Annotated in this window: 20 protein-coding genes; 6 read left to right on the top strand and 14 right to left on the bottom strand. The window is 44.8% G+C overall.

What is annotated here, in order from left to right:
• Window positions 1-362: 362 nt before the first annotated feature.
• The 3 genes from ALKIM_RS0113650 to ALKIM_RS0113640 form a co-directional block, all read right to left on the bottom strand.
• Complete coding sequence (locus ALKIM_RS0113650) at window positions 363-1,397, bottom strand: o-succinylbenzoate synthase (RefSeq protein WP_026475129.1); 1,035 nt, start codon at window positions 1,395-1,397, stop codon at window positions 363-365.
• A 367-nt stretch (window positions 1,398-1,764) separates the two neighbouring features.
• Window positions 1,765-2,664: a 1,4-dihydroxy-2-naphthoate octaprenyltransferase gene (gene menA / locus ALKIM_RS0113645; RefSeq protein WP_026475128.1), complete on the bottom strand. Its 900-nt coding sequence runs from the start codon at window positions 2,662-2,664 to the stop codon at window positions 1,765-1,767.
• 154 nt (window positions 2,665-2,818) lie between these two features.
• Window positions 2,819-3,616 carry an XRE family transcriptional regulator gene (locus ALKIM_RS0113640; protein ID WP_026475127.1) on the bottom strand — a complete coding sequence of 266 codons (798 nt, stop codon included), beginning with the start codon at window positions 3,614-3,616 and terminating at the stop codon, window positions 2,819-2,821.
• Between the two features lie 646 nt (window positions 3,617-4,262).
• On the opposite strand from ALKIM_RS0113640, the gene ALKIM_RS0113635 reads away from it, so the two are divergent.
• Window positions 4,263-4,595, top strand: coding sequence for a YegP family protein (locus ALKIM_RS0113635; protein WP_026475126.1), 333 nt, complete (start codon window positions 4,263-4,265; stop codon window positions 4,593-4,595).
• 157 nt (window positions 4,596-4,752) lie between these two features.
• Window positions 4,753-5,457, top strand: a complete 705-nt coding sequence (locus ALKIM_RS0113630; RefSeq protein ID WP_044117958.1) for a YkgJ family cysteine cluster protein — start codon at window positions 4,753-4,755, stop codon at window positions 5,455-5,457.
• A gap of 2 nt (window positions 5,458-5,459) precedes the next feature.
• On the opposite strand, the gene ALKIM_RS0113625 is transcribed toward ALKIM_RS0113630, so the two are convergent.
• On the bottom strand, window positions 5,460-7,007 hold the full coding sequence (locus tag ALKIM_RS0113625; RefSeq protein ID WP_026475124.1) for an AbgT family transporter: 1,548 nt from the start codon (window positions 7,005-7,007) through the stop codon (window positions 5,460-5,462).
• A gap of 333 nt (window positions 7,008-7,340) precedes the next feature.
• On the opposite strand from ALKIM_RS0113625, the gene ALKIM_RS0113615 reads away from it, so the two are divergent.
• Window positions 7,341-7,760 carry an acyl-CoA thioesterase gene (locus tag ALKIM_RS0113615; RefSeq protein WP_026475123.1) on the top strand — a complete coding sequence of 140 codons (420 nt, stop codon included), beginning with the start codon at window positions 7,341-7,343 and terminating at the stop codon, window positions 7,758-7,760.
• A 258-nt stretch (window positions 7,761-8,018) separates the two neighbouring features.
• On the opposite strand, the gene ALKIM_RS0113610 is transcribed toward ALKIM_RS0113615, so the two are convergent.
• Both ALKIM_RS0113610 and ALKIM_RS0113605 read right to left on the bottom strand, forming a co-directional pair.
• Window positions 8,019-9,641, bottom strand: coding sequence for an ABC-F family ATP-binding cassette domain-containing protein (locus ALKIM_RS0113610; RefSeq protein WP_026475122.1), 1,623 nt, complete (start codon window positions 9,639-9,641; stop codon window positions 8,019-8,021).
• Between the two features lie 155 nt (window positions 9,642-9,796).
• Complete coding sequence (locus ALKIM_RS0113605) at window positions 9,797-10,510, bottom strand: phosphorylase family protein (protein WP_084555892.1); 714 nt, start codon at window positions 10,508-10,510, stop codon at window positions 9,797-9,799.
• A 361-nt stretch (window positions 10,511-10,871) separates the two neighbouring features.
• Here ALKIM_RS0113605 and ALKIM_RS0113595 point away from each other — a divergent pair, with 361 nt between their 5' ends.
• The 3 genes from ALKIM_RS0113595 (at window position 10,872) to ALKIM_RS0113585 (ending at window position 13,112) form a co-directional block, all read left to right on the top strand.
• On the top strand, window positions 10,872-11,207 hold the full coding sequence (locus tag ALKIM_RS0113595; protein ID WP_026475120.1) for a CidA/LrgA family protein: 336 nt from the start codon (window positions 10,872-10,874) through the stop codon (window positions 11,205-11,207).
• A complete protein-coding gene (locus ALKIM_RS0113590; RefSeq protein ID WP_218916709.1) occupies window positions 11,204-11,899 on the top strand; it encodes an LrgB family protein in 696 nt (231 codons plus the stop codon). The genes ALKIM_RS0113595 and ALKIM_RS0113590 overlap by 4 nt, the downstream gene beginning before the upstream one ends.
• A 73-nt stretch (window positions 11,900-11,972) precedes the next feature.
• A complete protein-coding gene (locus ALKIM_RS0113585; RefSeq protein ID WP_235714416.1) occupies window positions 11,973-13,112 on the top strand; it encodes a DUF819 family protein in 1,140 nt (379 codons plus the stop codon).
• Here ALKIM_RS0113585 and ALKIM_RS0113580 read toward each other — a convergent pair.
• From ALKIM_RS0113580 to thiC, 8 genes are all read right to left on the bottom strand, one after another.
• A complete protein-coding gene (locus ALKIM_RS0113580; protein ID WP_026475117.1) occupies window positions 13,109-13,519 on the bottom strand; it encodes an acyl-CoA thioesterase in 411 nt (136 codons plus the stop codon). The genes ALKIM_RS0113585 and ALKIM_RS0113580 overlap by 4 nt on opposite strands.
• 86 nt (window positions 13,520-13,605) lie before the next feature.
• A complete protein-coding gene (locus tag ALKIM_RS18625; RefSeq protein WP_044117957.1) occupies window positions 13,606-14,289 on the bottom strand; it encodes a HesA/MoeB/ThiF family protein in 684 nt (227 codons plus the stop codon).
• Window positions 14,290-14,395: 106 nt separating this feature from the next.
• Complete coding sequence (gene thiH, locus ALKIM_RS0113570; protein ID WP_026475116.1) at window positions 14,396-15,511, bottom strand: 2-iminoacetate synthase ThiH; 1,116 nt, start codon at window positions 15,509-15,511, stop codon at window positions 14,396-14,398.
• 32 nt (window positions 15,512-15,543) lie between these two features.
• Complete coding sequence (locus tag ALKIM_RS0113565; protein ID WP_026475115.1) at window positions 15,544-16,323, bottom strand: thiazole synthase; 780 nt, start codon at window positions 16,321-16,323, stop codon at window positions 15,544-15,546.
• Window positions 16,324-16,360: 37 nt separating this feature from the next.
• Window positions 16,361-17,011, bottom strand: coding sequence for a thiamine phosphate synthase (gene thiE, locus ALKIM_RS18620; RefSeq protein WP_084555890.1), 651 nt, complete (start codon window positions 17,009-17,011; stop codon window positions 16,361-16,363).
• Window positions 17,012-17,235: 224 nt separating this feature from the next.
• Complete coding sequence (locus ALKIM_RS0113555) at window positions 17,236-17,997, bottom strand: hydroxymethylpyrimidine/phosphomethylpyrimidine kinase (RefSeq protein ID WP_026475114.1); 762 nt, start codon at window positions 17,995-17,997, stop codon at window positions 17,236-17,238.
• Window positions 17,976-18,587: a thiamine phosphate synthase gene (locus tag ALKIM_RS18615; RefSeq protein WP_052345570.1), complete on the bottom strand. Its 612-nt coding sequence runs from the start codon at window positions 18,585-18,587 to the stop codon at window positions 17,976-17,978. The genes ALKIM_RS0113555 and ALKIM_RS18615 overlap by 22 nt, the downstream gene beginning before the upstream one ends.
• A 33-nt stretch (window positions 18,588-18,620) precedes the next feature.
• The gene (gene thiC, locus ALKIM_RS0113545) at window positions 18,621-20,318 is read right to left on the bottom strand and encodes a phosphomethylpyrimidine synthase ThiC (protein WP_044117955.1); all 1,698 of its coding nucleotides are present in this window, start codon (window positions 20,316-20,318) and stop codon (window positions 18,621-18,623) included.
• Between the last annotated feature and the right edge of the window lie 48 nt (window positions 20,319-20,366).

The raw sequence follows: 20,366 nt of genomic DNA, 5'->3' as shown, positions 1-20,366 counted from the left end.
CTCAATAATAAACATATTAAAATTGGTGATAAAAAATTCGGGAAAACCCATATAACAGTGAGTCTATAGCATCTCATGAATAGAAAACAGACAAGCCACTGCGCATAAACTGTTAAAATTTAAATCGGTATGGTTGAAGGGCGTAAAATATCAACGGGGAATTCCCCAGCAACAATTGTGAATTGAATCAAGAGATGGTTTAAACTTAACCGCAGAAATAGCAATTACATATCATACAATGCATTTGTATGTCGCACACGCTGATGGAGTATTCATTTTGAGAATAAGTAGCCCAAAGAGACCAACAATGTGATGTTTCTTCTGCGCTTTCGGGAGAATCATAGTTAAAAGCATGCACCAACCTAACTTCTGTACCAAAGCACGCCTCTTTCCACGTTCAATGGCGACTCCACATTGTTTGTGAACACCTGCCCGGTGCCAAGCCCCTGAGGCATGGCATTGTGGAGCGTAGCCGTCCATTGTGCAATGGCGTTGAGGCCAAGATTACTTTCGAGGGCAGAGGTGACCCACCACTCACATCCTGCCTGAGATGCAAGGGTAATCCAGTTTTCAGAGGATAGAAACCCGCCGGTGAGACTTGGTTTTAGAATGATGTATTGTGCCCGGATGTAGTTGAGCATCTCTTTGCGCTGAGATTCATTGTGGATGGAGATGAGCTCTTCGTCGAGGGCGATGGGAATGGGTGTATTGCGGCAAAGTGTTGCCATAGCCTCCCACTGTCCATGTTTTAGGGGCTGTTCAATGGAGTGAATCGATAGTTTTGCCAGATTCTCTAATATAGCAGGTGCGGTTTCAGGGGTGAAAGCTCCGTTGGCGTCTACGCGAAGTTCGAGTGTTTGCGGGTCAAACTGTTTGCGCAGCCCTTTTAACAACGCATGCTCCTCCTCAAAATTCAAGGCACCTATCTTCAACTTTAGGCAGTTATACCCATCATTGAGTTTTTGGCGAATGCGCATGGACATCTCCTCGATGTTGCCCATCCAAATAAGCCCATTTATGGAGATGCCTCGACTACCATTCAGAAAATCTGAATCAAAATAGATTCTTCGACCACCCAACTCCAAATCCCTGAATGCCATCTCGAAGGCAAAACGGATGGCTGGCCACTCCATTAGTCTGTCGTGAAAATCACCTTCAATCTCATTTACATTGTTGCAGCACCAATCCAACATCTCCGTAAGATTCGGTTTGTCATCCGGACTAAGCCCTGGCAGGATGGAACACTCCCCTACACCTCTAATTTCAGGAAATCCGGTGCGCCACACCGTAACAAAGTAGCTCATCTTAGACAACAGAACGCCCCTGGAAGTGCCGCCAGGCTCCTTAAAATGAAGCTGGTAAGCTTGATACGATGCCTGGTATGTGTTGGGTAGCATTACTTGTTTTTTAATAAAGAGACATTATTGTCCGGTAAAAACACACTCTATCTTTTAAGTGCTCAAGCCGCACGGGCTCTTCCTTTTTGGCTACAGCCCCAAAAAGGAAGCAAAAAAGGCCGCCGCTACAAGTAATTTTCTAAAAATCAAATCAATTGTCTAAAATCCGGGAAACTCGCTACGCTTAAACAACCCGGATTTTCAAACGACAATCAATTTGATTTTCTTAACGAAAATTCCTTGAGGCGGAAAGCAGTCCCCAGGAAAACAAAAAACAACAGGTTTCCTTGTGTACAAACACATTCAAGTAAATTCAAAATTATAACGGATACTAATAGAAATTTATAAAAACCTACCTGCACACAAATCAAAGAAACATTACAGACAGTGCACTTAAAACCACAAAAATGAGCGTTGAAAGGGCCAGATTACGCAGTTCTCCATCTAGTTGAGAAGGTTGATTATGCCTGAAAACAACCAGAATATTCCGGGCAAACAGCGGCAGCGATAAAACCACTGGCCAAAATATGCGCCATTCGGAAAAGAGAAGAATATACGTAGCCATCAGCACCCAGCCACCGGCTATAAGACCAAGATGATACCAAACAGCAGCTTTAGCGCCCATGCGCACCACCAGCGTGATTTTATTGCTGTTACGGTCTGATTCAATGTCGCGCAGGTTATTCAGGTTAAGTACTCCGGCACTAAAAAGACCAATGGTAGATGCCGGTAACAGCACGCCCCACGACCAGTAGTTGCTATGCAGGAAAAAGGTTCCGGCCACTCCCAGCAAACCAAAGAAAATGAAGACATACACATCACCAAGTCCCCGATAACCGTAAGGACTGCTGCCAACCGTGTACTTTACGGCAGCAGCAATGGCAGCCATTCCCAACAATAAAAAAAGTACCTGAAGCCAAACGCCTTCAAATGATATCCATAGCAATATCAGACCGGATGCAAAAGCACATACACCACAGATATACATGGCCATCTTCATCTGCGCAAGCGAAATCACCCCGCTTTGGATCATGCGCTGAGGTCCTACACGATCGGCATTGTCAGCTCCGGATACCGCGTCGCCGTAATCGTTTGCCAAATTGGATAAAATCTGTAGAAAGAGCGTTGTAAGCGAAGCCCATAGCATTACGTTGGCATTAAAAAACGCCATCTCAGCTGCGAGCACGCTGCCCATGAAAATGGTTGAAAACGCAAGTGGTAAAGTGCGAAGTCTAAACGATACAATCCAGGCTTTGATGTTGGTCATAAAATTAGATGGCAAAATGCAGAGAAGCAAAGTGACTAAGGAATTACCTGAGATGACCTTATTCTTTCAGCATTCTATGGTTTAAAAATGGTTGATTAATACAAAAATAGGATAATCTGCTATAAAAATTGAAAAACGATAGTTTAAACCAACATTAGAGGAGTTTGTTCTTCAGCTCTCCCACATCATGCTGAATGCCGTTTAATGTGCGCAGTATCTGATCCAATTCAATATGCCCTGATGGCAATTCGGAGCTTATGAAATGAACGAACTTCCAAATCTCACGGATATCGGACACAGACACATCGTATGGTTCAAAAAGCGAGTTGAGCGAATGGCATCGGAGCACACCTTTTTCCTTAATATGATTTTCCACTATTTTAAACGACAATCCATCGTTCAAAGTGAAGATAATACAGGCTTGTCCATCCTTAATTGTGAGCCAGTCGCGTACAAACTCACCGGTAATATAAGCACCCGGTGGAATGGGCAGCATGGAATCGCCGCTTATCTGAAACGTGCGATACTTTCGGGCATTATCGAGAAATGGCAACCTGAAAACCGGCAGCGACACGATGTATTCAGGATCAGAAAACCCGGTAAGATAGCCGGCTTTTGCTTTCTCGGGTACCAGTTCAATGTTCTCTTCGTTGTCGTTGCCAACCGTGGCAGTTAGTACGCGAAGCCTGGCGCCTCGCACAAATACATCATAGCCATTTTCAAGTTCACCCAACTGAGAGCCGGAGAGTAACTCCAAATTAATCCGAACCAAAGTGTCGATGGATATGCCAAAATAGTCGGAGAACCTAACCAGCATATCCACTGGCGGCATCGAAATCTGATTCTCGTAATTATTTAATGTTGGCCGCTTAATTCCAAGAATGGAGGCGAGATCGTCCTGTGTGAGACTTTTACGCTTTCGCAGGAGTCGTAAGTTTGAAGAGAAATACATGGCATACCGGATTATATTTGAAGCAAAAATATGATTAATTTTTATAGTTGTCCAATAAAAAGAAGCATCATTTTAATTAAAACCATACATGCAGATTATAGAAGGAGATGGTGCTATATCAAATTTTCTCGGTGTTTGGCACTAAAAAGTGACTCTGTTCTTCAGCAGTTCTCAACTTAAAAAAGGTATTAAAAAGCCCTACTACCAATCGTTTTGACAGTTAATGTACATACCACACATAATACTGCATCAATAAACAGTATGATTCTTTTTCATAAGAAAAAAAATGAGTCCGATAATAAAAAATCGATTATTCAAAATAAAAATAGTTGACATTGGATATTGACAATTGTCACCTATTGTATTAACTTAGATTAACATGCCCTATAAAAACAGGCAAAACAAAATAAGGAATGATATCCCAAACCGACTAAACCAAATCCGAACGAATTAAGGGGCTTTACCAAACAAGTTATATAATAACCGAGACAGGTTTATAGCATAATATAAATTTATTAACGAATAAAGGTTATTGAAATCAGAACCGCAGCGAAAGCCAATCATAGGTTTTTGTTGAGATCAATTACCAACAATCATTGTATGTATTACCAGTGAGTTTGTTTATCAATCCCTTATCCAACAAAAAATGATGAAGTTTGTAATTAACAGAAAATCGGAAGGAGGATACCAGTTCTTCTTGAAGGATTCCGCGGATCGTCCTGTATTGTGGAGTCCGCGCTTTGAAACCAAAACTGAGTGTAAGGATGGCATTGCTGTATTGCGGCGTCAAGTCACCGGCCATATTGAATTTGATAAGTGGCAAACAGAGAGCGGCAGATATGTTTTTCATTTGCGCAGCAAAGAAGGGCATCTGTTGGCCATGAGTTCACCATTTGGCAGCAAAGGCGAATGCGTGCGCCACATTTACGAGGTGCAGCAAAAAGTACCTGTTGCCGGCGAAGAAGATTTGTCTTTTTAATTTGAGGTTTGTTTAGAGTTAGAGGGTTTTTAATTGGGTGTTGCGCAGGGACTGTCTTCATAGGGCAGTCCCTGTTTTTTATCCCGTATCGTTTGATGTAAATGTGTGCAAATTGTTGGTGATTTACTACCTTTCAGGCCAATTCAAATGTATTACAATGGCTGAGACAAACAACTCTTACGAACAACTCTTTTTTAACGATGGCTACAACCTTGGCAATGCCATAACAGATGCATCAAATATGTCTGCCATCACACACACCACACAGCAGCTTTATGAGCAGATTGATCTATTGACATCCTCCTTTCTGGAACGATGCAACCGCAACGGTGTATCGGTGGACTGCAAAATGGGCTGTGCCTGGTGTTGTCATCAACCGGTATTTGCCCTCACGCACGAAATACTTATCATAGCCGAATACATCAGGCAACGCTTCTCTAAAGAAACGATAGCGCTCATCACAGAAAAGGCTGCAAAAAAATCGGCCTACACGCGCGCGCTAACAGGCAAGGAACTTCTTACTGTGAACCAGCCTTGCCCCCTGCTGCAAAACGGTGCGTGTTCGATCTATCAGGTGCGCCCAATGGCTTGTCGCATATACCTCTCGTCGGATGTTAAAACCTGCATACAAAAGTACAACACACCTGCCAATCCAAAGGTGAAACCTGCGCTGTTTGGTTTTATGCTCGACGCCGGTCGTCACCTCAATCATGGTTTTGTCACCGCGCTGGATGAAAAAAAGATCGTCTCAAAAGAGGCTCCACTGGAATGGATGCTACATGATTTTATTCAAGATGCATCACTCATCCAAAAATGGCTCAATGGCGACACACTAAACGAATCTTACCACTTTGATTTGTAACATCAATTGCCAACGGCTGCGGGTAATTCATAAAAAAGCTCTGCGCCCGGGCCAAGCGGCAAACCAGTAAGTATCCAAACAATCAATAAAATTGACCATCCGATAAAAAATGCGATGGAATAAGGAATCATGGTGGCAATGATGGTTCCCAATCCGGCATTCTTATCATATTTTTGAAAATAGGCAATGATAAGCGCAAAGAAGCTCATCATGGGCGAGATGACGTTGGTCACAGAATCGCCAATACGGTAAACAGCCTGCGACAACTCCGGTGAATAGCCAAGTAACATAAAGATGGGCACAAAGATAGGTGCCATGATGGCCCATTTGGCCGAGGCACTGCCCATAAGCATATTGACCATGGAAGCCAGCAGCACAAAGAGAATCATCAATGGAATTACGCCCATATTTGCCTCTACCAGAGTCTCGGCGCCCGTGATGGCCATGATAACGCCCAGATTACTCCAACGGAAATAGGCAACAAATTGGGCTGCAAAAAACACCAAAACAATATAATGGGCCAATGTTTTTAAACTTTGCGCCATGCCGTTGGCCACATCGGTATCACTCTTAAATTTACCCACAATAACACCATAAACCACCCCCATGCTTCCGGCAATTAAAAACAAGAACGTTATAATGCCCCTGATAACAGGTGAGGACAACAAACCACCGTTTTCGCCTCGCAAAATACCGTCGGATGGCAAAAGCCCGAGTAATATCACAGCAATCCAGCAAACCATTACGGCCAAACTCCATAGCACTCCTTTTTTTTCCTGCTTTGAAAGCGGCTCAATCACTTCCTGCTTCACCTCACCTTCATATAGCCCGAAGCGTGGCTGTATGATTTTCTCGGTAACCCATGTACCCACAAATGCAATTAAAAATGTGGAGACGACCATAAAATAATAGTTGGCCGTGGGATTCACGTGGTAGGATGGGTCTAAAATATGTGCTGCCTCCTCAGAAAGGCCAGCCACAAGCGGATCGATGGTGCCTATGATAAGATTGGCACTAAACCCCCCGGAAACACCGGCAAAAGCAGCAGCCATTCCCACATACGGGTGTCTGCCCATGGCCTGAAAGATGACGCCCGACAACGGAATCAACAATACATAGCCAATGTCGCTGGCAGCATTGGACATAATGCCGGCAAATACAATTACAAAAGTAAGGATGCGCTTGGGAGCCGACAGTACGAGCATACGAATAAATGCCCCAATGAGGCCACTCGTTTCTGCAATGCCAATACCCAACATGGCTACCAACACAATTCCAAGGGGGGCAAAAGAGGTAAAATTATTCACCATCTCGTTTAACACGCGGCTCAACCCTTCTTTGGACAGCAGGTTTACCGTTTGTATCATCTCACCTGTTGCCGGGTGAGCAGCCTGCCAATTGAGCCAATGTCCTATTACTGAAAGTGCCAGTACACTAAGAGCAAACAAGGCAAAAAGAGTAGCCGGATGTGGTAGGGCATTCCCCCCCCTTTCCAGAAAATTCAGAAAATAGTCAAAAAAACTCTTCTTCTTTTTGGTGGTAGATGTCATATTGTAATGTTTTGCAGGCACAAATATGCCCATTTAGACTCTGTTATGGGGTGAGGATTGTCAGCTTGAAACGAAAACCAGAAATGTATGGGCACAAAAATAAATAAATAGAACTCAATAAATGGCTAATTTTCGTAACTTTTACGCTTCAGGCGAGTATCACACACCTTTATTTGACTAATTTTGCGCACTTTAAAAATGGATGATTTGGTGTAAAACAGCACCACAAAAATACAAAAACGCAAATTTCTAATAACAGAAAACATAACAGCCATAGCAACTAAATGGCAATTCACCAATAGGCAACGAGCTTTATCAGAACAAAACAACATTATGCTGAAAGACACTTTTGTTATCAGGCCACGCTACGATGAAGTGGATCAGATGGGATATGTGTACCATGCCAATTATGTGGCTTATTGCCACCAGGCCAGAACTGAACTGTTGCGTAAGTTTGGTATAAACGACAAAAATCTGGAAGCATCTGGTATCATGATGCCCGTTATTGGAATGAACCTCAAGTACCATCGACCCGGACACTACGACGAGCCTCTGACAATTACCACCATCATTCATGAAATGCCCGCCGTGAGGTTTAACTTCACATTTGAGATTAGAAACGAACGTAACGAGCTGGTTTGCAGCGCAGAGTCCACCGTAGTATTTGTGGACGCAAACACCCGCAAACCCATGAAAGCACCTGAAATGGTCATAAATGCGCTCGCACCAGTATTTGAGCCGGCTATATTGTAGAGAAAAGATGTTAGATAATTAGATGTTAGATAACTAGATATTAGACAACTGGATTTTATACATTTAAATATCAGGCGCTTAGATGCATTAAAGTAGAGAAATTCTAATACGCTTTACGATCTAATTAAATTCTTCCATCATACAAAATCCATTAATTTAAATCAGGAATACAACTTCAACTCAAAAAGCCGGAATTCCAATATTGGAATCCCGGCTTTTGATATTTGATGACACTATAGGGGTGCCAATTCACAATCTCTATTTATCACCGTACAACTGGCGTCGCAGTTCTGCAATGCCTTCATCGTTCACATAATCGTCATAACTCATTAGCTTATCGATGGTTCCGTTGGGCGTAATCTCAATGATACGGTCACAAACAGTGTTGATAAATTCGTGGTCATGCGAACTCATCAGAATGTTTCCATTAAAGCCTGTGAGGGTGTTGTTGAATGCCTGAATGGTTTCCAGGTCGAGGTGGTTCGTAGGATTATCGAGCAGCATCACGTTGGCATTGCGAAGCATCATGCGCGCAATCATACAGCGCATTTTTTCGCCCCCAGAGAGCACGTTCACCTTTTTGTAGATGTCCTCTCCTGAGAACAACATTTTTCCGAGGTAACCGCGTAAAAATGATTCACTGGTATCTGCCGAATACATACTCAACCACTCTACCAGCGTCTGCTTACTTTCAAAAAAGCGGCTGTTCTCCATTGGCAAATAAGCGGTGGTGATGGTCACTCCCCACTTGTAATGCCCTTCATCGGGCTGATCGTTGTCGCTCAGAATCTCAAAAAGCGCGGTTGTCACATGCGGGTTACGCGATAGGAAAACCACTTTTTCGTCCTTCTCAACGGTAAATGTAACATCTTTAAACAGATGTGTGCCATCTTCGCTCTTTTTAGCCAATCCATTCACATTAAGAATGGTATTACCCGTTTCACGTTCTGGCGTAAAAATAATACCTGGATAGCGGCGTGTAGAGGGTTGAATCTCGTCCACGTTAAGCTTCTCGAGCATTTTACGACGGCTTGTGGCCTGTCGCGACTTGGCCACGTTGGCACTGAATCGCTGAATAAACTCCAAAAGTTCTTTTTTCTTCTCCTCGGCCTTCTTGTTTTGAGCCGATTGCTGACGCAGAGCCAGCTGGCTACTCTGGTACCAGAAAGTATAGTTTCCGGCAAACAGCTGAACTTTTCCAAAATCGATGTCCACAATGTGCGTACAGATAGAATCTAAAAAGTGGCGGTCGTGAGACACCACCAGCAGTGTGTTGTCGAAATTGGCCAGATAGTTTTCGAGCCAGCGCACGGTTTCAAGGTCGAGGTCGTTGGTAGGCTCATCCAGCAGCAGGTTGTCGGGCTTTCCAAACAATGCCTGTGCCAGCAGCACTTTCACCTTCTCTTTACCATTGAGTTCGCTCATCTGGCGGCTGTGCAGCTCTTCCCTGATGCCCAAGCCGCTGAGTAATGACGCTGCATCACTTTCGGCGTTCCAGCCGTCCATTTCGGCAAAACGCTCTTCCAATTCGGATGCACGAATGCCGTCCGCTTCGGTAAATTCCGTTTTGGCGTAAAGCGCATCCTTCTCTTTACTGATTTGCCAAAGGTTTTCGTGCCCCATGAGCACTGTATCGAGCACATTAAAATCGTCAAAAGCATGGTGATCCTGACGCAAAACCGACAGACGCTCGCCGGGTGCAAGCAACACAGAGCCGCGGGTAGAATCAAGCTCTCCGCTTATAAGCCTGAGAAACGTGGACTTTCCGGCCCCGTTGGCACCAATGATGCCGTAGCAGTTGCCGGGAGTAAACTTCACATTAACGTCCTGAAAAAGAAACTTTTTGCCAAACTGAATGGCGAGATTGGATACTGTAATCATTTATTGACTTCCTTGGAATGAGTAAGAATGTAACCGTCTGATTATAAACAATATTTACAAAACAGCCGTAAAAAGGCCACAAAGTTACCCATAAAATGTGGTGAAACCTTGCAAAGGGTGTTAATGAATGCAAAGAGTAGGTTTAAAACAGATATTTATGGCTTATGTACAAGTATATACCCAACTACTTTCAGGCAAACTTCTGTGAGACTTTCCACTGCCAGGCGCAGGTTACTTAAAAACTGCTCGTGGGTGGGATGTGCTGAATCAACCAAATCGGTGACGGATTTCACACAAAACATTGGCACCTTATGCAACGACGCCACCCAGGCCACGGCAGCCGCCTCCATCTCCTTAATTTCTCCTCCTATTGCCCGGATGGTTGCCTCATCCGTTTCGGGCATGTCGAGCGAGTTTCCGGTTGTGACCACACCCGTTTTCAATTTCAGGGTAAGTGCCATTTCGCGCACATCATACACAGGGAAACGCCCCACACCCATCTTGTCCCAACCCGGGATGTCCACACGACGATCGTGAAATACCACATGCGGATAACTCAAATAGACGTCTCCAATATTTGCGCCTTTGCTTTGAAAAGCACCTGCTGTTCCGGCACTGATAATCATATCGGGTTTAAAGTGGTTTATGGCCAGATGGGTTGACAAGGTAGCCGCTTGCGTTCCAATTAAATCCAGATTGTAATCGGCATCCTTGCCATTCACAACCACAGAAATTTGGTCAGCACCTTGCAATCCGCTCCAGGCCCACATAGGCAGTCCGGATGCAAAATGAGTTACCTCATCCAGTGAAAATTTTTCTATTAGAGAAGCGGCTTCGGCCTCCATTGCAATGATGAAACAAATGTGCATAACTGACGATGTTTGATATTCAAAAATGCTGAAAAAAAAACGAAAAAATCGGCCATTTCACATTTTTTCATTCTCTTTGCAAATATCATTAAAAAGAGAGATGAAAAAAGATGATTAGATGTAAGATGATTAGACTTTAGATAGTTAGAAAAACAGATGTAAGATTGTGAGATATGAGACAGGTGAGACAGGTTTTCCTAAACGTGTGAATCATCCTCGCAAACTTATTCTGAAAAAGTCACACAAGTCTTACAATCTGAAAATTCACTTATTGCATGAGACATCAAACCAACAATTCAGACAAAAAGTAAGAAGTTACTCAGCATATAATCATTAACAACCAAATATCAATAAAACAAATATGTACGGCATATTTATCATTTTTCTGTTTTACACGCTGGGAACAGTTATTAGCATGGTGATGGGAGAACTGATACCCGGCAGCGTTATTGGCATGGTTCTGCTGTTCGTCAGCCTGTTGGCCGGATGGGTAAAACCCGAGAAAGTCAGGCAAGTGGCCATATTCTTAACCGGTAACATGGCACTTTTTTTTGTGCCGGTAGGCGTGGGATTGATGGCCACCACACACTATTTCAGTGGGGCATTGCCAGCCATCGTCACCACAATTGTAATAAGCACCCTATTGGTGATGGTTTCTGTGGGCTGGATTCAACAACTACTTGAACGCAAGAAATGATGAATACACTATTTACCATGCAGCCCTTCACTTTAACATTTGTGATTGGCATCTATCTGGCGGCAGTATGGCTCTATAAAAAGACCCGTTTGAGCCTGCTTCACCCTGTGCTCACCAGCATTCTGGTCATCATTGCCATTCTGTCGCTGTTACAAGTTGAATATGCCGCTTTTGAGCAGGGTAGTTTTTTAATTGATTTCATGTTAGGGCCATCGGTGGTGGCGCTTGGCTACGCGTTGTATGAGCAGGTAAAACTGATACGCAGAAATATGCTTTCAATACTTACGGCCATCGTTACAGGCAGTGTCATAGGAATTGTATCTGTGGTGTTCATTGCCCGATGGATGGGTGCAGATGAAATCATCATCGCTTCCATGGAGCCAAAATCTGTGACCACACCCATTGCCATTGCCATATCGGCAAGGTTTGGCGGATTGCCATCCCTCACAGCTGTGGTGGTTGTGGTTACGGGAATTTTTGGTGCAGTTGTTGGTCCTTTTGTATTGAATAAAACCGGCATCAGAAGTAAAATAGCCCGTGGATTGGCCATGGGCAGCAGCGCTCACGGCATAGGCACAGCACGTGCCATCGAAATAGGGGCCATCGAAGGCGCAATCAGCGGCCTGAGCATTGGCTTAATGGGACTGGCTACGGCTATATTAATTCCACTTTTGCGATTGATTGTGACCTAACCTGTTTTGTTTGACACTTTGTGATACTATTAAATTAACCGCACAAATTTTATACATAAAATAGGCTATGCTGGTGCTCCTTATATTATTCTATTTTTTAGCGCCAATCCTTGTACTGTTCCTTTGTCATCGTTTTAAATCTCTGGAAAAGATTGGCGCGGTGGTGGTGGCATATGCATTGGGGTTGATACTTGCAAATACAGGCCTCATTCCTGCAGGTGGCGCTGCAGTGCAGAATCTCATTATCAGTGTGACCATTCCTCTGGCAATTCCCTTAATGCTATTCTCAACAAACTTAAAAGAGGTATCCAAACTAGCCCGAAAATCATTTTTTAGTCTGATGATTGGAATAGCCAGCGTAACCATGATGATAACTGCAGGATATTTCATTTTCAGGGAAGCTATTCCGGAAGCATGGAAAGTAGGCGGACTGCTTGTTGGGGTTTATACAGGCGGAACCCCAAATCTGGCAGCATTGAAAATGATTCTGGATGTGGACGAATCACTCTATCTGGTAACCCATTCGGCCGACTTACTGGTTGGGGTTTTCTACCTTATGTTTCTGGTATCGCTGGGGCAAAAGGTTTTTGCAAAAGTTCTGAGGCCATCCATCTCAGAAACATCAGCCCAAGCTGAACAAACAAATGACACATCAGACCATTATGCAGAACTTCTAAAGAAGGTAAATATACCTCCACTTTTGAAAGCACTTCTGGCAGCTATACTTGTTGTGGGAGCCTCCGTAGCGGTGTCATTGCTGGTTCCGGAGAGTATGCAGATGGCCATAATTATGCTACTTATCACCACACTATCACTCACCTTATCGATAACACCAAAAATAAACGCCACACCACGCACCTTTGAATTTGGGATGTACTTTGTTCTGGTATTCAGCATTGTGGTTGCATCAATGGCAAATGTTCAGATTTTAATGACGGCTGCTCTGGAGGTGATTTTATATGTGGCCTGGGTGGTATTTGGATCACTTGTGGTTCAGGTAATCCTCTCAAAATTATTTAAAATTGATACTGACACGGTAATAATCACATCCACCGCGTTAATATGCAGTCCGCCATTTGTACCAGTGGTGGCAGGAGCATTGAAGAACCGTCAACTGATTGTACCCGGTCTCACCATCGGCATCATAGGTTTTGCCTTAGGGAATTATTTGGGATTCATTATGGCACAACTTCTTAAGATGATTGGCAACTAAAGCGTTCCTGCGTTTTGCAATGCGTTGCGGATGTCTTCTGATACGGCCAGCCGTCCATTCACAATACTTGTAGTGGTAATGATGCCTTTGAGGCAGAGTTTCTCATCGGGCAGGCGGTAAATATCCTGATAAAAGATGTACTTCACCCCTTCATGCTCAACGCGGAGGCGTACCACAAACTTGTCGCCGCTTTTCAGAGGCGTTTTGTAAGACAAATCGGCACGAGCCACAACTGCCACAATGCCGCGGCTAAAAAGCTCGGCAAAATCGAGTCCTATACTCAGTAGAAATTCATGCCGGGTATGTTCCAGATAGTTCTGATACACTGAGTTATTCACAATTCCCTGCAAATCGCACTCATAATCGCGTACTTTAAACTCCAGTTGGTATTGATATTTTGTTGTCATAGCCTAATGGTTGTAACAATGATGTAACATCATCAAAAATACCAAAAAAAATGTATTGAAGCCAAAACCCGAGCAAACGCCATGCTTCACCCTATCTCAAAAACATGGTTTCGGTTGTTCAACACATCAAAAACCATGAGTTTACCAGCTAGCACTTCGCCCTGACCAGTGATGATTTTTATTACCTCTAACGCCTGACGCGTGCCAATAAATCCTGGCATCGGGCCCATCACTCCCGGTGGCTGGAGGCTTTGCGGAGGACTTTCGGGATATAAATCACGATATCCGGCAGCCCCGTTAAAATGAAACACGGAAATTTGCCCGCCCCACTGCTCCGCGGTTCCGTAAACAAATGGCGTAGAAAGTTTTCGACATGCCTCATCGATGGCATAGCGCACAATGAAATTATCTGTGGCATCGGCAACCACATCGAACCCTCTAATGGAATCCACGGCGTTGTCGTCGGTAATCTTGCGGTTTAGAACTGTGACCTTACAATCGGGATTGAGTTCACGTACCCTGCGTGCTGCCTCGTGCGACTTCAGATTATCAATAACCCCGGGATGATACAGAATCTGGCGATTAAGATTGCTCTCTGAAACCACATCAAAATCGACAATTCCCAGGTGCCCAACTCCCGAAGCAGCAAGATATAACAGCAATGCAGAACCCAATCCTCCTGCACCTACTACCATTACCGATGATTTGGCCAAACGCTGTTGGTGCGAGGCATCAAACCCATTAAGCAACATGTGACGAGCGTAACGCATATCATCCAATTGATTTATCAATACACATAAAAAAAATCCAAAACCGATTATATAGAGAAAAATCTACCCTATCAGGATACAATCAACTCCCGCCCGGAAGTTGCAATCATGCCATCTGTAAGAACATAGACCAATCCTTCCATACCGGTTCATAACCTTTACAACGTATCACATCGGCCACCATATCGGCAGAGCGGTTATCGTTAACGGCAAATTGCTCTAACGCTTCACCATTGGAGTAACCACCTGGTCCGGTTTTGCTTCCGGCACTCATGGCTGTGATGCCCAACGACATCACATTGTCGCGATACATTGGCCGCTCACGTGTGGAAAGAGACAAATCCACTTCATGGTCGAAAATCCGATAGGCGCAAATGAGTTGCGTCAGGTTGCGCTCCGTAGTTTCATAATTTGGCTGAAACCCCTCACCGGTAAAAGGCCGCAATCTTGGAAACGAAATAGAGTACTTTGACCGCCAATACTTTTTGCGAAGATAATGCAAATGAAGCGCCGTGAACCAAGCCTCAGTGCGCCACTCTTCCAATCCAATGAGGTTTCCGATTCCAATTTTTCGAACGCCGGCAGCGCCGAGTCGGTCGGGCGTCTCCAACCGATAACGAAAATCAGCTTTGCGACCCGCAGGATGATAATTAGAATAACGCCTTTCATTGTAGGTCTCCTGATAGACATAAACCCCATACAAGCCTTGTTTCACCAACAACTCATATTCAGTAGTTGAGAGCGGTTGCACCTCCAGCGATATCTGGCTAAAAGATGACTTTAGCTGATTAATTACGGCAATAAAATAATCGGTACCAGCTTTAACCGGGGCCTCACCCGTAACCAAAAGAATGTGCTTAAAGGGCTGCTGCCGTATGATACTCACCTCCTGCTCCAGTTCATCCAGCAAAAGCACCTTGCGCCTCAACCTGTTTGAATTGCTAAAGCCACAGTAAACGCATCTGTTCTCACAAAAGTTTGAAAGATAGAGGGGAATGTATAGCTGCATCACCTTACCAAATTTCTGCCGTGTAAGCGCGTAACTTTTGCGTGCCATCTCTTCGAGGAGAGCGTCTGCTGCCGGTGACACCAGAGCCATAAAATCCTCCAGACCGGGCTTATCTTTGGCAATAGCAACGCGCACATCTGCCTCCGTCTTGGTCTGTATGCAGGCAGCCACTTCATCCCAGTTATATGCACTATAAAGATTGTAAAACGACATATACAACGAATTGATAGATAAGAAACAGAGAATTATAACGACGATAAAAAAGCCGTGAGCGGGCTGGTAGGCGAAGCCTCGTTACCTCTTGACAATGCCGGCAACCCGGCCTCATAGCCAGCGCGACCAGCCTCCACTGCCATTTTAAATGCCTTTGCCATACTCACAGGATTAACAGCCGAGGCAATGGCAGTATTCACTAAAACGGCATCGGCACCCAGCTCCATAGCTTCAGCCGCATGTGACGGCGCTCCAATGCCCGCATCAACTATAACCGGCACGTTTGATTGCTCAATAATAATACGCAAGAACGCTCTTGTTAGAAGGCCGTTGTTGCTGCCGATGGGCGAGCCAAGTGGCATAACAGCCGCGGCACCCGCATCTTCGAGACGTTTGCACAAAACAGGGTCGGCATGGATGTATGGCAGAACCACAAAACCCATTTTAGCAAGCTCTTCTGTGGCTTTAAGCGTCTCAACCGGGTCGGGCAACAGGTAACGGGCGTCGGGATGTATTTCCAGCTTAAGCCAATTGGTACCAAGCGCCTCACGGGCCAGCTGCGCTGCAAATACCGCCTCAGCTGCCGTTCGCACACCCGATGTGTTTGGGAGTAAATTCAACCCGGGCATCTTCAGATGTTCAAGCAAATCGTCGTGAGGTGCATCCAAATCCACTCGCTTTAGAGCTACCGTAACCAACTGACTACCACTCTCTCTGATAGCCTCGGCAGTAATCCGGTTGGAGCTGAATTTTCCTGTGCCGGTAAACAACCGACTACTAAATGTTCTATCTGCAATAATTAATGGCTTCATATAACTATTCTCTTTACTGTATGTCAATTTGAACCAACTACTTAACTGCAACTTCTGAAAGCAAACTAAAAAGGCGTGCGGTATTCTCTTCAGCCATGAATATGGTTCCAAGGCAGCCTGAAACCGCTACGCCATCCACCCCGGTTGCCACAATATCAGGCACATCCTCGGGCAGAATACCGCCAATGGCAGTAACCGGAATTTTGCTGCCACGGCTCCTGAAAGCTTTCATAATGTGGCTGTACCCTTCTATGCCGATTATTGGACTGAGATTTTTCTTAGTACTGGTGAAACGAAACGGGCCAAGACCAATGTAATCCACTTCAACATTTGCCAGAGCCAACATATCATCCAGCGTATTGGCCGTGCCGCCAATAATCATCTCATTGCCAACAATTTTTCTGGCATCGGCCACAGTCATGTCGTACTTTCCCAAATGCAGGCCATCGGCACCGGAGGCCAGTGCTACATAAGGGTTATCATTTACAATGAAGGTAGCACCAAAACCATGACACAACGCACACGCCTGGGTAGCTGCATACACCCAATCTGATTGGACGCTATTCTTTATCCGCAACTGAACCCAGCGTCCGCCACCCTCCAGAAACGCCTTAATGAGCAGTAGCAAATCAGGCAGTGGGCTTTCAGGAGTGACAAACATCAAGGGGCTATACCGTTCATTTCGCATAAGCAACTATTTAAATTGATAGTTTAACTAACTGTTTAAACTTAATTTATAAAACATGTTATAGACGCGAAGACTTTTAGATATTAGACAGATAGAGTAGATGTGAAAGATTATAAAATCGAACTTATTTGCGGTTTAATCATATTTATCATTCTAAGTATCTAATATTCAAAAATCTTTAAAACAGATTTAATGCAAATTTCTAACAGCCTCGATGAATCACATCATCCAAACAAATGCCATCCCAACAACCCATCATCAGAAAGGATAAAAGACTCGGTGTACCGTTTGGCCAACTCACAGGCATTGGACAGAGATGCGCCTTTGGCAAGCGCAGCGCACACAGCGGCAGAGAACACGCATCCGCTGCCATGTTTTCCATTACTGTTGATAAATCGAACGCCTTCGATTACGGTAATCCCCTCAGCATCGATTAAAACATCATTTGCGTGAGAACCCGCGTGTCCTCCTTTCAGCAGCACCTTACAAGAAGCATTTCTGCGGATAATCTCTTGTATGGCAATGGGCTCCGTGGAACCAAACAAACTCTCTGCCTCATGCAAATTGGGCGTAAGTAAAGTTATTTGCCTTATAAGGTCAAAAAAGCGACCGGTATCTATCCTGGCATGAAAGTCATGACCGGCAGAGGCTTTCAACACCGGATCCCATACAAGATTAACAGAATCATTGGTCTTTTTCAGAATATGAATCCACCTAGAAAGCTGGTCTATCGATTCAATAATTCCAAACTTTACAGCGTCAAAATGGTAATTGCCAAGAAGGGTACAAATTTGCGATTGCACCAAGTCAGAGTCCACCCATTTCAGCGAATTAAAACTATCCTCTACCTGTGAGGTAATTGCCGAACAAACACCCATACCCCTTACGCCATTGGCCTCAAAAGTTTTTATATCAGCTGCCAGTCCGGCACCTCCACAAGGATCCCATCCTCCAACGGAGAGAACTACAGGCACCTGCTTTCCCATTGTAACTTTATCTGCTTAAATCGTTTAACCGTATTTGCATGATTCACCTTTCCTTCACAAATATCCCACACCCCACCCAGCAAAGCCACGCCATCAAAGCCCATGGAATATGCCAAATCCACATTGTTGTAGCTTACACCTCCCAATGCAATCAACTTTGGTGCTGACTTCGCTCTGCTCTCCATTAACGTACTGATATCCATAGCATCAAAACCAGACAAATAACCACTCTTTGAGATGCTATCAAATATGGGGCTTAAAAAGAGGTAGTTAAACCCTTCCCAATCAGCATTTAACTCCTCAATGGAATGACAACCACCACTATACCTAAATCCCACGCTATCTGGAAGTATAAAACCTTTACTTTGATGCATCCCTCCCAGCGAAAATAACTTAGCCAATTGGTGGTGGTAGTGCATTGAAAGCGCAGAATAACTAGCAGGAGATATGGATTCAACCAAACAGGACACCTGCTCTGTAGTAGCCTCCGGCTTGCGAATATGCACATAAGTAGCGCCGGCCTCAATCAGAGCCTCAATGGCACAAGCCTCTCCACTTGCTATTTCTGGATGCGTAATGACAATCAGCATGGCATCTGTATTTTGGCGATATAATAAATTGAATTAAACTTCGCTACCCTCACGTATTTTACGATTGGCGCGCATACTGCAAAAATGCTCGCCACACATACTACAGAAGTGGGCTAACTTGTCATTTTCATCAGGCAAAGTGGCATCATGAAATGCATACGCCGTATCAGGATCCAGAGCCAGGTGAAACTGGTCTCGCCAACGAAACTCATACCGGGCTTTACTCATTGCGTGGTCGCGCAACAGAGCTCCCGGGTGCCCTTTGGCAATATCAGCAGCATGAGCAGCAATTTTAAATGTGACTACCCCGGTTTTCACATCGTCACGATTTGGAAGTCCCAAGTGCTCCTTTGGCGTAACATAACACAACATCGAAGCCCCCATTTGAGCAATCATGGCACCACCTATGGCCGATGTTATGTGGTCATAACCAGGTGCAATATCCGTAACCAGCGGCCCCAGAGTATAAAAAGGTGCATCAAAACAATGGCGCAGCTCCATCTCCATATTTTCGGCAATAAGGTGCATTGGTACATGTCCAGGCCCTTCAATCATCACCTGCACGTGCTTTTTCCAGGCTCTTTGCGTCAATTCACCCAATGTAATTAACTCCCCAAACTGCGCCTTGTCGTTGGCATCATACTGCGACCCCGGCCGCAGACCGTCGCCCAATGAAACGCCCACATCATAAGCCGCTAAAATGTCACATATCTCATCAAAGTGCGTATAAAGAAAGTTCTCCTTTCGGTGAGCCGTGCACCAGTTAGCCATGATTGATCCACCGCGTGACACAATCCCCGTCATCCGGTTAAACGTGTGAGGAATATGCTCACGCAGCAGTCCCGCATGAATGGTAAAATAATCCACCCCCTGCTCTGCCTGCTCAACAAGCGTGTCGCGATAAATGTCCCATGTAAGGTCTTCAGCCTTTCCACCAACTTTTTCCAGTGCCTGATAGAGCGGCACGCTGCCTATGGGAACAGGCGAGTTGCGCAAAATCCATTCGCGTGTTTCATGTATATTGGCACCAGTGCTCAAATCCATCACCGTATCGGCACCCCAGCGTATGGCATGCACCGATTTACTCACTTCCGATGCAATGTCAGAAGCCACCGGACTATTGCCAATATTTGCATTAATTTTCACCAAAAACTTACGGCCTATAACCATGGGTTCGCACTCCGGATGGTTAATATTGGCAGGTATTATGGCCCGTCCCGCTGCCACTTCTTCGCGCACCATATCAGCCGTAATCGGTGTATAATCCAGTGCGCCTTGCAACTCAAGTCGCTGATTTTCACGTATGGCCACATACTCCATTTCGGGCGTTACAATGCCCTGGCGCGCATAATACATTTGCGTCACCGGCTTTCCAGCCGACTTACGCGGCTTTTTGTTCGCGTGCCCAAAACGCAGATGGTTGAGTGCTTCATCTGCCAGCCGTGCCCTTCCGTACTCGGAGCTCAAACCCTCCAACTTAATGGTATCACCTCTCGCCGCAATCCAATCTTCACGCAATGGCAATAACCCTCGTGTTAAATCCACAGTAGAGCCTGCATCACCAAATGGCCCCGAGGTATCATAAACCGTTACCACATCCGGATTTGTAACCGGACATTTACCTGTAGAAAGCACTACCTCGCGCATACCCACCCGAATCGGGAACAAGCTGCCATCCACATATATTTTTCTTGAACCCTTCAGCGGTTCACCATTCACAATATATTGCATATCTTCCAAATTAATCCACTTAACTCAAAACAGATAAAACACTAACTA

This window comes from Alkaliflexus imshenetskii DSM 15055, assembly GCF_000517065.1.
GTDB lineage: Bacteria > Bacteroidota > Bacteroidia > Bacteroidales > Marinilabiliaceae > Alkaliflexus > Alkaliflexus imshenetskii.
The sequence above is the reverse complement of the archived record's forward strand: the minus strand, read 5'-3'. Positions and strand labels throughout refer to the sequence as shown.